This window comes from Rhizobium sp. CCGE 510, assembly GCF_000292525.1.
Taxonomy (GTDB): Bacteria; Pseudomonadota; Alphaproteobacteria; order Rhizobiales; family Rhizobiaceae; genus Rhizobium.
In genome coordinates this window covers 88,490-99,035 of sequence record NZ_AEYF01000045.1, presented here as the reverse complement: position 1 = coordinate 99,035, position 10,546 = coordinate 88,490, and the positions used below count along the sequence as shown (strand labels likewise).

12 protein-coding genes are annotated in these 10,546 nt (G+C 61.9%); 3 read left to right on the top strand and 9 right to left on the bottom strand.

Features of this window, described 5'->3' with window-relative positions; genetic code table 11:
• Window positions 1–33 precede the first annotated feature (33 nt).
• Both RCCGE510_RS24545 and RCCGE510_RS24540 read left to right on the top strand, forming a co-directional pair.
• Window positions 34–378 carry a RidA family protein gene (locus tag RCCGE510_RS24545; protein ID WP_007634413.1) on the top strand — a complete coding sequence of 115 codons (345 nt, stop codon included), beginning with the start codon at window positions 34–36 and terminating at the stop codon, window positions 376–378.
• A gap of 31 nt (window positions 379–409) precedes the next feature.
• Window positions 410–1,423 (top strand): succinylglutamate desuccinylase/aspartoacylase family protein, encoded by a 1,014-nt coding sequence (locus RCCGE510_RS24540; protein WP_007634411.1) that lies wholly within the window; start codon window positions 410–412, stop codon window positions 1,421–1,423.
• Between the two features lie 27 nt (window positions 1,424–1,450).
• On the opposite strand, the gene RCCGE510_RS24535 is transcribed toward RCCGE510_RS24540, so the two are convergent.
• The 7 genes from RCCGE510_RS24535 to RCCGE510_RS24505 form a co-directional block, all read right to left on the bottom strand.
• Window positions 1,451–2,635 (bottom strand): hypothetical protein, encoded by a 1,185-nt coding sequence (locus RCCGE510_RS24535; protein ID WP_007634408.1) that lies wholly within the window; start codon window positions 2,633–2,635, stop codon window positions 1,451–1,453.
• 100 nt (window positions 2,636–2,735) lie between these two features.
• Window positions 2,736–3,410, bottom strand: a complete 675-nt coding sequence (locus RCCGE510_RS24530) for a 4-carboxy-4-hydroxy-2-oxoadipate aldolase/oxaloacetate decarboxylase (protein ID WP_007634407.1) — start codon at window positions 3,408–3,410, stop codon at window positions 2,736–2,738.
• Between the two features lie 91 nt (window positions 3,411–3,501).
• Window positions 3,502–4,338, bottom strand: a complete 837-nt coding sequence (locus tag RCCGE510_RS24525) for an ABC transporter substrate-binding protein (RefSeq protein WP_007634406.1) — start codon at window positions 4,336–4,338, stop codon at window positions 3,502–3,504.
• Between the two features lie 31 nt (window positions 4,339–4,369).
• On the bottom strand, window positions 4,370–5,134 hold the full coding sequence (locus tag RCCGE510_RS24520; RefSeq protein WP_037079639.1) for an amino acid ABC transporter ATP-binding protein: 765 nt from the start codon (window positions 5,132–5,134) through the stop codon (window positions 4,370–4,372).
• Window positions 5,131–5,886 carry an amino acid ABC transporter permease gene (locus RCCGE510_RS24515; RefSeq protein WP_007634404.1) on the bottom strand — a complete coding sequence of 252 codons (756 nt, stop codon included), beginning with the start codon at window positions 5,884–5,886 and terminating at the stop codon, window positions 5,131–5,133. The genes RCCGE510_RS24520 and RCCGE510_RS24515 overlap by 4 nt, the downstream gene beginning before the upstream one ends.
• Entirely contained in the window at window positions 5,883–6,590 is a 708-nt protein-coding gene (locus RCCGE510_RS24510; RefSeq protein WP_007634402.1) for an amino acid ABC transporter permease, read from the bottom strand. The genes RCCGE510_RS24515 and RCCGE510_RS24510 overlap by 4 nt, the downstream gene beginning before the upstream one ends.
• Window positions 6,587–7,360: an SDR family oxidoreductase gene (locus RCCGE510_RS24505; protein ID WP_007634401.1), complete on the bottom strand. Its 774-nt coding sequence runs from the start codon at window positions 7,358–7,360 to the stop codon at window positions 6,587–6,589. The genes RCCGE510_RS24510 and RCCGE510_RS24505 overlap by 4 nt, the downstream gene beginning before the upstream one ends.
• A 233-nt stretch (window positions 7,361–7,593) precedes the next feature.
• On the opposite strand from RCCGE510_RS24505, the gene nac reads away from it, so the two are divergent.
• On the top strand, window positions 7,594–8,499 hold the full coding sequence (gene nac / locus RCCGE510_RS24500) for a nitrogen assimilation transcriptional regulator NAC (protein ID WP_007634400.1): 906 nt from the start codon (window positions 7,594–7,596) through the stop codon (window positions 8,497–8,499).
• 15 nt (window positions 8,500–8,514) lie between these two features.
• Here nac and RCCGE510_RS24495 read toward each other — a convergent pair whose 3' ends face one another.
• Both RCCGE510_RS24495 and RCCGE510_RS24490 read right to left on the bottom strand, forming a co-directional pair.
• Entirely contained in the window at window positions 8,515–9,717 is a 1,203-nt protein-coding gene (locus tag RCCGE510_RS24495) for a pyridoxal phosphate-dependent aminotransferase (RefSeq protein ID WP_007634399.1), read from the bottom strand.
• Between the two features lie 60 nt (window positions 9,718–9,777).
• Window positions 9,778–10,545 carry a 5-oxoprolinase subunit PxpA gene (locus tag RCCGE510_RS24490; RefSeq protein ID WP_007634398.1) on the bottom strand — a complete coding sequence of 256 codons (768 nt, stop codon included), beginning with the start codon at window positions 10,543–10,545 and terminating at the stop codon, window positions 9,778–9,780.
• Between the last annotated feature and the right edge of the window lies 1 nt (window position 10,546).

Sequence of the window (10,546 nt, the reverse complement as noted above, 5' to 3'; positions counted from 1 at the left end):
ATCCTCCTGCAAAGCCAAGAAAAGGAAACCTCCATGATCCAGCGTTACCAGAAAGGTTCGCGCATGAGCCAAGCCGTCAGCTATGGCGGTCTCGTCTATATTGCCGGCCAGGTCGCGGAAAATCGCAAGGCTGATATCGAGGGGCAGACGCGCGACGTGCTCGGCAAGATCGACGCCCTTTTGAAGGAAGCCGGTATCGACCGCTCTCGTCTCCTCGCCGTCAACGTCTTCCTGCCGGCGATCACCGATTTCGAGGCGATGAACGGCATCTATGACAGCTGGATCGACATCGAAAACCCGCCGGCCCGCGCCTGCGTCGAGGCGCGTCTCGCCGATCCGGATCTGCGCGTCGAAATGACCGCGGTCGCGGCGCTATAATTGCACGGCAACCGCCCGCACTGGAGAGATCATGCACAGCGGCCTCGTCAATCCGATCGACTTTTCGCGCGAGGGCCGGCAGGCCGGCCATCTCGCCATTCCCTATTCGATCGATCGTTCGCCCTATTATCAGATCCGCATCCCGATCCTTCGCCTCAAAAATGGCGAGGGACCGTCCTTGCTGCTGCTGGCCGGCAATCATGGCGACGAATACGAGGGTGAACTGCAGCTCTGTCGGCTGATACGCTTGCTTGAGGTCACTGAGATCCGCGGTGCCGTCACCATCCTGCCGATGGCGAACCTGCCGGCGGTGATGGCGGCCAAACGCTGCTCGCCCTTCGACGGCGGCAACCTCAACCGGGCCTTTCCCGGCGATCATATGGGGTTGCCGACAGCGCGACTGGCGCATTTCCTCGAACACGAACTCTTTCCGCGTCACGACGTCATGCTCGACCTGCATTCGGGCGGCACGTCGATGGCGCATTTGCCCTGCACGCTGATCGAGCGGCAGGCCGATGCCGCCGGCTTCGAGCGGTCCGTCTCGCTGATGCGGGCGATGGGCGCCTCACATGCCTTCATCGCCGACAACGGACCGACCGCGCCGACATCGATGGGTGCTGCTGCACGGGCCGGAATCGTCGGTCTTTCCGGTGAATTTGGCGGCGGCGGAACCGTGACGCCTGCGACGATGGCCTTCACCGCGGCGGCGATCGACCGGCTGCTGGTAACGCTCGGCATCGTCGAACACCCGATTCTGTCGCGAGCGACCCTCGCCGAACCGGGGCCGTTGCAGCTTCTTTCGCTGTCGCGCCACAGCCAGGGCATCTATGCCAACCGCAGAGGCTGGTTCGAGCCAGCCGTCACACTTGGAGCCATCGTTTCTGCCGGTGATCTGGCCGGATGGTATCATGACCTGGAACGCCTTGAGCAGCCGGAAGAAGAGCTGCACTTCGCTGAGGGCGGCATCGTCATTTCCCACCGATTGCACTGCGACAGCCAGGCCGGCGATTGCCTGATCCAGGTCGCCGAACCCGTCGCATCCTGACTCCTCCGCACCAGGCCGAGGCGCAGCTTAGATGATCGCGTCAACCGCCGCCTTGACCCAGTCGAGACGCTTTGCCGGGATGAGGCCGTAATTGTAGAAGTTCACGCCGTCGGCGCCGGCATCGACGGCCGCCTTGGCGCGGGCCGAAAGGATCGCGGGCTCGCCGACCTCGGGATAGAAGACGCGCAAGCCGACCCCGAGGAACTTTTCCGATCCAACGGCTGCCCGGCCGGTGCGGATGACATCGCCAATTGCATCCGGCGCCATGTCGTAGCAGCAGAGGATCGCCCCGTCGCAGAGCTTGCCGACGGCTGCGAGATCGACGCCGCCGAGCCAGCCGTCCTTCAGGTCGATGAGCACGATGCGTGTCGCCGGATCGGCTGCCGCCTTGATCTCGCCGATCAGGCTGGTCACCGGTTCGCTGCGCCATGAGAGATAGGCATGCAGATCGGGATAATCGCGGAAGGCATCGATGCCGGCCGCCGGGAAATCCGGGAACTGCCGTTCCGGCACAGCCCTTTCGCAGAGTTCCGCGATGAAGCGCGCCACCAACTTGCGCGCGCCTTCAATCGGCACGCTCGCCTTGGCGGCGCGCGCCGTGCAATGCTCGCAGAAGCAGAGAGACAGCAGGAAATCGTCTTCAACGTTCAGGCCGACACCGTCCTTCTCGTGATGGTATTCATGCGCGAAGCCCATGAAGTTCGGGCTTTCCAACTCCACCATATCAGGCCGGTAGTTCACCGTGATGTCGCGGACAAGCGTGACGGCATACGCCCGCGCCGCAGGGCTGGAGGGGCAAAGATTGTAGTAGTTGGGATTACCGTAGGCGTTGCGCGTCACGTGCTCGGGGTGCAGCATGCCGAGGCGGCTATTGTGGAGGCAGACCGTCCAGCAGGAGACCTTGAGACCCGTCGTCTCACGCTCACTGACGAGTGCATCCAGCATGTCGCCGCGCTCGGTGACATTCCCCGCCATCAGCGGCCGGATCACCTTGTCCTGCCACAGGCTTTCATCCGGCCGGAAATAGACCGTCCCGTCCTCGGGAAAATAGGCCTTCTGCTGCGGGCTGCGCGGCTGCAGGAAGCGGCCGGCATGATAGGAGGTCGCCATGCTGATCGTGTTGAGGCCGGCCCGGCCGCGAAGCTCGGCGGCAATCGCGTCGAGCCCCTGGTCCTGGATATCCCAGGGGTAAGTCCACATGGAAAGATGCATGGCACGCTCCGGTCAGATCTGTCCACTTTATAGAACATGTGTCCATAATAGTGTCCAGAGTGACTTTCGCGCGCAGACCTTTTGATGCTTCCGCCGCATGTCAAATATCGACGACGAGGCCCTTGGCTTTCAGCACCGGTGCCAGATTACTGACCTCGATGACCGATTTGCCCGCCTTGTAGGCGGCGATATAGCCGGCTTCGGCATCCTCGCGGGCCTGCGAGAGCCGGGCGACTTCCGGCGCTTCCTGCCGGCGTACGACCACCAGTCCGTCGGCATCGCCGACGATGATGTCGCCGGGATTGATGGTTTCGCCGCCGACGATGACCGGCTCGTTCACCGCTGCAATGGTTTCCTTCACCGTGCCCTTGATGCAGACGCTGAGCGAGAAGACGGGGAAACCGAGTTCCCGCAGCTGCAGCGTGTCGCGCACGCCGGTGTCGGTGACGAGACCGCCGATGCCCTTTGCAAGACAGGCATTGGCAAGCACATCGCCGAAGGATCCGGCCTCCTCGTATTCGCCGGCCGACACGACGATGATATCGCCCGGCTTGGCATAGTTGATGGCAAGCTGCAGCATGATGTTGTCGCGCGGCGCGCATTTCACCGTAAAGGCCGGACCGCACAGTTTCATGCGGTAGTCGACCGGTTTGAGGCGGGAGGACAGCGCGCCGCGGCGTCCCTGGGCTTCGTGGATCGTCGCCGGCGAAAATTTCGAAACGGCATCGATATCGGCTTTATCAGGCCGCTCGGGAATATCTTTAATATGGATCATGGATGGTTCCGATCGTTGGTCGACGGCGGGCATGCCCGCCGTCTGATTTCGGTTGGAAATCGTCACTTGAGGACGTTGAGGCCGGCTGGCCTCACGGGATCGGGTCGAACTTCAGCTCGGAGAGCGGCACGACCTTATCGGTACGGGTCATCTTGTATTCGGTCTCCGGGCCGAGCCACTTGTCCCAGATCTTGTTGATCTCGCCCGCTGTGTCGAGCTTGTGGAGGATTTCGTTGACCTTTGCGGTCAGCGCCGGCTGATCCTTGGCCATGCCGATGCCGATCGGCTGATAGAGCATTGGCTCCTCGATCATCCGCATTTCCTTGCCCTTACTCTTCGATTCATTGACGAACTTGGTCGTCGTCATGGTGTTGGCCACCATGCCGCGGGCCTTGCCCTGCTGGACGGCGAGATAGGCCGAGGCGGTATCCTGGAATGTCAGCGGGTCGGATTTGTTGAGCTTGATCGACATTTCCGAGGTCGAACCCTTGGTCGAGGCGATGCGCTGGCCTGCGTAATCGGCCTTCTTCTTGCCGGCATCGTCGGCCGGCACGATCAGCATCTCCTTGGCGAGATAGTAGGGATCGCTGAACTGGATCTGCTCGGCGCGGCTCACCGTATAGGCGAGGTTGGCTACGGTGATGTCGACGCGGCCGAGCTTGACCTCGGGCACGCGGGCTTCGACCGAAACCGGCTTGATTTCAGCCTTGACGCCCAATTCCTTGGCGATGGCGCCGCAGAGATCGACGTCGAAACCGGCCATTTCGCGGGTCTTCGGATCCGGCGAAGCAAAGGGGGGAACGTCGGCGAAAGTCGCGCAGCGCAAGGTTTTCGCCGACATGATGGTGTCGAGCTGATCGGCTTTCGCGGGCAAGGCGGCCGCCATGCCGGCAAATGCGACGGTGAGGCTCAGGTATTTCCAGTTCATTGCTGTTCTCCTTTGTTTTTGGTCGTTGGTTTCAATGCCTGAGATCAGCGAGGAAACGCTGAGCCCGGGGATGGGTCGGATTGTTGAAGAAGTCCTCGGGGCTCGCCGTTTCGATGATCTGGCCCGCATCGATGAACCAGATCCGGTCGGCGACATCACGCGCGAAACCCATTTCGTGGGTGACGCAGAGCATGGTCATGCCTTCGGACGCCAGGCTCTTCATGACGGCGAGCACTTCGCCGACCATTTCGGGATCGAGCGCACTCGTCGGCTCGTCGAACAGCATGACCGGCGGTTCCATGGCAAGGGCGCGGGCGATCGCCACGCGCTGCTGCTGGCCGCCCGACAATTGACCGGGATAGGCCCGGGCCTTGTCGGCGAGGCCGACCCGATCGAGCAGCTTGAGGGCCTTTTCGTGCGCGACATTGGCTGACACGCCTTTCACCCGGATCGGCGACATCGATACGTTTTGGGCGACGGACAGGTGCGGAAACAGGTTGAAGTTCTGGAACACGAAGCCGATCCGGCTGCGCATCGTATTGAGTTCCTTTGCCCGCATGGCGGCGTGAATGTTTTGCCCGTCGAGCGTGATCGCTCCGCTGTTGATCTCCTCGAGGCGATTGATCGTGCGGATCAGCGTGGATTTTCCCGAACCGGACGGTCCGCAGATGACCACGACCTCGCCGCGCGCAACCTGCGCATCGATGTCCTTCAGGACCGGATAGTCGCCGTAGCTCTTGCAGACCTGCGCAAGCCGGATCATCTGCGATTCCTGCGTTGAAACGGACATGGTCATAGCTGCTCCGATACGATTTTCGACGGTGTGACCAAGGCGGGAGGGACGTTGAGAAGTCCCGCACGCCGCCGCGTGATGCGCCGCTCGAGGCGATTTGCGAAGTAGGTCAGGGTCCAGCAGATGGCGAAGTAGACGATCGCCAGGATGAGGAAGACTTGGAAAGGCTGCGTCAGCAGCTGATTGTTGACCTGGCTTGCCGCAAAGGTCAGGTCCGGCACGTTGATCACGTAGCCGAGCGTCGTGTCCTTGATCGTCGAGACGAAGGTGGAAAGAATGCTCGGGATCATGTTGTAGAGCGCCTGCGGCAGGATGATGAAGCGCATCGCGCCGACATGACCGTGGCCGAGCGCCCGCGCCGCATCCATCTGGCCCGGTCCGAGCGCGACGATGCCGGCACGGACGACCTCGCTCAAAAACGCGCTCTGATAGACCACCAGTGTTGTCAGCATGGTGACGAAGCTCGGCACGTCGGCGCCGGTCAGCAGCGGAACCAGGAAATAACTCCACAGGATGAGCATCAGCAGCGGCACGCCCCTGGTGAAATAAACAAGGGCGGTGACCGGCCAACGCAGTAGCGGCGACTTGGAGAGCCGCGCCATTGCAAACAGGATGCTGACCGGAAAGGCGAGAGCGATGCTCAGCGCCGACAGGATCAGCGTGTTGGCGAGCCCGCCGAGCGGTCCGTTCGGATATTGGCCGATCAGGAGCAGCAGCCAATAGTCTCGGATGATGGCGATCATATCGTGGATCATGCGCGCGCGCTCCTGGCTGGATCTGCGCGCATCGACAGATAGGCGCCGATGCCCATGATCACGAGCGAGAAGAAGAGGTAGAGAGCGGTGCCGATCAGGTAGATTTCGAAAGTCCGGAAGCTGAGGTTCTCGATTTCCTTGACCGCATGCGTCAGTTCCGAAGCCCCGATGATGACGGCGAGACTGCTGTTCTTGAACAGGGAAACGCTGTGATTGATGAGCGGCGGCAGCGCGTTGCGCACGCCCTGCGGCATGATGACGAAACGCATCGCCGAGACATACCCGTGGCCCAGCGCCCGAGCTGCCTCCATCTGGCCGGGACCGACCGAGCGTACGCCCGAACGAAGATCTTCGCTGAAATAGGCCGCCTGGCAAAGCCCGAGCCCGATCACCGCGAAGATGGCCTCGGCATTGTGGATGGCCAGCCATTCTCCCAGCCCGCTCGGCATCAGGGTGAAGATCCCGAAATACCACAGCATCAGCTGGACCAGGGTGGGCACGTTGCGGTGGTAAGATACGTAAGCAGCGACCAACGGATCGCCGAAGCGAAGGGGCGACAGACGCAAACTGAGCAGCAGAACTGCCAGCGCCATCGCCAGCGACCAGGATCCGGCAAAGATGATGAAGGTCATCTCGATGCCATGCAGCAGCATGGCGACATATTCCGGATTTCCAAGGATTGCCGAAAGGTCGAAACCGCTCACGGAGTTGGCTCCCCGGATGGATCTGTCTTTAGCTGCGGCCTTGCGGTCTGCAGGCCACCCATGACCTGCAGCGTTGGTGTGATCTCCATATGTCCGATGTTGACGGCGACGGGGGCCGATATGGCGAAGGCGATCGCGTCGGCGATATCGGCCGCTTCAGGCAGTTCGAAACCGTCGATGAACTTTTCCCGGATGCTCGGATCATCGCCGTGGACGTGATTGAAAATATCGGTGGCGACGCGGCCGGGGCAGATTTCCGTGACCCGCACCCGCTTGCCGAAAGCGTCGATGCGCAGCTGGTTGGACAGCATGCTCACCCCTGCCTTGGTGGCGTGATAGGAGGAATTGCCGCCGAAATTATAGGCGCCGGCGATCGACGAAATGTTGATGACATGGCCGCGGTCGCGCGCCACCATGCCCGGCACGATCAGGCGGCAGATGTGCAGGACGGCTCGCAGATTGACGTCGATGATGAGATCGATATCGCCCTCGTCGGCTTCCAGGAATTTCTTCGGCCGGTCGACGCCGGCATTATTGACGAGGATGTCGAATTCCACCCGCCGTGCGAGCTCGGCGATCGCCTGACGGTCGGTCACATCGATGGTGTGGGCGACGCAGCCCGTGCGTTCTGCCAGCTTTTGCAGAGCTTCGGCGCTGCGGGCAACGGCGTGAACTTCGATGTTCTCCCGGCGAAGCCGCTCAACCACGGCTGCGCCGATACCGGAGGATGCGCCGGTCACCAGTGCGGTCTTGTAGTCGGAGAATGGCATTGTCGTTCCCTTGTTGTTGAAAGAGAGAGTAGCGAAGCTTCAACCCCTTGCCTAAGACCGATTATCTCTGGAGCAATAAGCAACGGTTATGGAGCCGGTGTGGTCTGCCGAAGAAGAGAAAGCGGGCGGTGCCGGCATTCTCTCGCGGCCTTGCCTCGGGCCGCCTCGCGTTGCAAAAGCGATGCGCGTCTGCAAACATGCCATCCGCAGATCAGCACGGTACCCCGATCCCCATGGACATCAGACGCCTCAAATCCTTCATCGTGATCGTCGACAGCGGCAGCATCACGCGAGCGGCGGATCTTTTGCATATCGCCCAGCCGGCTCTCAGCCAGCAGCTTGCGGCGCTGGAAGAGCATTTCGGCCACAAGCTGCTGATCCGCAGCCAGCAGGGCGTCAGCATGACCGATGCGGGACACGCGGTGTATCGCCATGCGCAGATTATCCTTCGGCAGATGGAGCAGGCGCAGGCCGATGCATCGGCAGCCGGCAATTCGCTCGCCGGTCGGGTCTCCGTCGGCCTCGTGCCGTTCAGCAGTGCGGCGACGCTCTCGGTCGACCTTCTGGCGGAGACCCGGAAACGGCATCCCGGCATTCTGCTGCATCTGACCGAAAGTGTCGGCCAGACCTATAGCCAGATGATCATGAACGGCCGGCTGGAGATGGCGCTTCTCCACGGGACCGGACCGATCAAGGGCGTGCGGTTCGAACCGATCCTCAGCGAGGAATTCTTCTTGGTCGCCCATCGTGATTTCGCAATCGAAGCGGATACGAAACCCGTTCCGGTCAATGCTCTCGATGCGATACCGCTACTGTTGCCGCCAGCCTATAATTTCGTCCGCCGCGCTGTCGACACCGCCTTCACGCGCACGCGCACCAATTTGAAGGTCGTGGCGGAAGTCGAAATCGTCCGCACGCTCGCCCGCGCGGTGGACGGCGGTCTCGGCGCGACGATCATGCCGAAGGCGATTGCCGACCGCATCGTCTCTGAATCGAGCGAGCCGCTGATTTGCCGGCTCGTCTCGCCCCGTATCGAGGAAACCCTGTCGCTGTGCGTTTCCGACCAGAATCCCTTGTCGGAACCGGCCCTCGCCGTCCGCGACATCCTCCTTGAGTTGACGGCGCGGCTGAAAGCCTGAGACGCAAGTGCCCGGTCAGCGCATGTCCGCGCAGAACTGGGCTATGCGCGCGCAGCCTTCATCGAGTTTTTCCATGCTTGTCGCGTAGGAAATGCGGAAGAACGGGCTCATTCCATAAGCCGCACCTTGCACGGTCGCGACATGATGCTCCTCCACCAGCCCCATGACGAAATCGACGTCGGTTTCGATCTTTCGACCGCCCTTGCTGGTCTTGCCGATCAACCCTGAAACGTTGGGATAGATGTAAAAGGCGCCCTCGGGCCGATGGCAGCGCAGCCCTTCCACCTCAGACAATTTGTCGAGCACGAAGTCGCGTCGCGTCTTGTAGATCGCCGCCCGCTCCTTCAGCAGCTCCTGAGGTCCATCGAGCGCTGCGGTCGCCGCCGCCTGCGTCAGCGTCGCGATGCCGCCGCCATTCTGTCCGTTGACGTTGCTGATGGCGGAGATCAGGTCTTTCGGCCCGGCGCAAAAGCCGAGCCGCCAGCCGGTCATCGCGTAAGCCTTGGAAACGCCGTTCATCGTCAGGACGCGATCGTACAATCTCGGCTCGACCTCCGCGATCGTGCAGAACTGGAAGTCGTCATAGACTAGGTGTTCGTAGATATCGTCGGTCATGATCCAGACGTCGGGATGGCGCAGCATGACCTCGGCAATGGCAGCCATCTCCGCCCGGGTGCAGGCAGCGCCGGTCGGATTATTCGGGAAATTCAGGAAGAGCCATTTGGTGCGCGGCGTGATTGCCGCTTCCAGATCCTCCGGACGTAATTTGAAGCCGGTCTGCTCGTGACAGGGGACCGGAACCGGCACGCCGCCGGCGAATTTGACGATGTCGGCGTAGCTGACCCAGGAGGGTGTGGGGATGACGACCTCGTCACCCGGATTGCAGGTTGCCAGCATGGCATTGAAGATCACCTGCTTGCCGCCGGCCGAGACGACGATCTGGCTGGCATCATAGTCGAGATCGTTGTCGCGTTTGAACTTCCTGATGATGGCTGATTTGAGTGCCGGCGTCCCGTCCATCGGCGGATATTTCGTATCGCCGGCAAGCGCTGCCGCATGGGCCGCCTCGATCGCGTGTGCCGGTGTGGGGAAATCCGGCTCGCCGGATGAGAGGCTGACGACCTTGATTCCCTTGGCGGCCAGCTCCCGGGCGCGCTGTGTCATGGCGGCGGATGCGGATATGGAGACGTTTTTCAGGCGATCAGATATGGCGGACATCACGTTGGTCCTTCGATGAGACTTTGGAAGAAAGACCGCCCGCAGACGATCCGGATTGTATCAGTCGGCGAGTTCGGCAGCCGGAGCGAGCGTCGCGCCCGCGGCTTCGATCTCGCTTCGCACGATGCCGGCAAGCTCGAGGGCGCCGGGCGTGTCGCTGTGGACGAGAATGGAGCGCCCCGGCATGGCGATCACGGCGCCGTCAATCGTCTCGACGTTTCCGTCGAGGAGGAATTTTCGGACGCGGGCGCGCACCGCAGCTTCGTCCTTGATGACGGCGCCGGGAAGCCCGCGCGTGACAAGCCTGCCCTCGGCGTCATAGGCCCGGTCCGCAAGGAAAAGCGCCAGGGTCTTCAGGCGCGCGCGCCTGGCAGCCTGCTGGATCTCGCTGCCTGCCGTGACGAAGACGACGAGATTGGCGTCGACGGTGGCAATCGCGTCCATCATCAGGTCGGCGAGGACAGGATCGCGGTTGATCATGTTGCCCATGGCCGCATGGAAGCTGATATGGGAGACGGTGACCCGCTCGGCTCTGGCGATCGCCATCAGCGCGCCAAGCTGGTAGAGCATCTGCTGGCGAAGCTCGTCCGCCTGGAACGGTATTTCGCGCCGGCCGAAGCCCAGCCGGTCGGGCAGGCCGGGATGGGCGCCGATGCCGACGCCGTTCTGTTTTGACAGCCGCACCATGCGCCCCATCGTATCGGGGTCGCCGCCGTGGAAGCCGCAGGCGATATTGGCCGACGAGACGATTTTCATCATCGCTTCGTCATCGCACAGCCGGTAGGGACCAAATCCTTCGCCCATGTCGGAATTCAGATCGATCTTCATC

What these genes read in the sequence shown, in the direction of transcription:
- RCCGE510_RS24545 (WP_007634413.1), top strand. Translation starts at nt 34, where the DNA reads ATGATCCAGCGTTACCAGAAAGGTTCGCGCATGAGCCAAGCCGTCAGC.
- RCCGE510_RS24540 (WP_007634411.1), top strand. Translation starts at nt 410, where the DNA reads ATGCACAGCGGCCTCGTCAATCCGATCGACTTTTCGCGCGAGGGCCGG.
- RCCGE510_RS24535 (WP_007634408.1), bottom strand. Translation starts at nt 2,635, where the DNA reads ATGCATCTTTCCATGTGGACTTACCCCTGGGATATCCAGGACCAGGGG.
- RCCGE510_RS24530 (WP_007634407.1), bottom strand. Translation starts at nt 3,410, where the DNA reads ATGATCCATATTAAAGATATTCCCGAGCGGCCTGATAAAGCCGATATC.
- RCCGE510_RS24525 (WP_007634406.1), bottom strand. Translation starts at nt 4,338, where the DNA reads ATGAACTGGAAATACCTGAGCCTCACCGTCGCATTTGCCGGCATGGCG.
- RCCGE510_RS24520 (WP_037079639.1), bottom strand. Translation starts at nt 5,134, where the DNA reads ATGACCATGTCCGTTTCAACGCAGGAATCGCAGATGATCCGGCTTGCG.
- RCCGE510_RS24515 (WP_007634404.1), bottom strand. Translation starts at nt 5,886, where the DNA reads ATGATCCACGATATGATCGCCATCATCCGAGACTATTGGCTGCTGCTC.
- RCCGE510_RS24505 (WP_007634401.1), bottom strand. Translation starts at nt 7,360, where the DNA reads ATGCCATTCTCCGACTACAAGACCGCACTGGTGACCGGCGCATCCTCC.
- nac (WP_007634400.1), top strand. Translation starts at nt 7,594, where the DNA reads ATGGACATCAGACGCCTCAAATCCTTCATCGTGATCGTCGACAGCGGC.
- RCCGE510_RS24495 (WP_007634399.1), bottom strand. Translation starts at nt 9,717, where the DNA reads ATGTCCGCCATATCTGATCGCCTGAAAAACGTCTCCATATCCGCATCC.
- RCCGE510_RS24490 (WP_007634398.1), bottom strand. Translation starts at nt 10,545, where the DNA reads ATGAAGATCGATCTGAATTCCGACATGGGCGAAGGATTTGGTCCCTAC.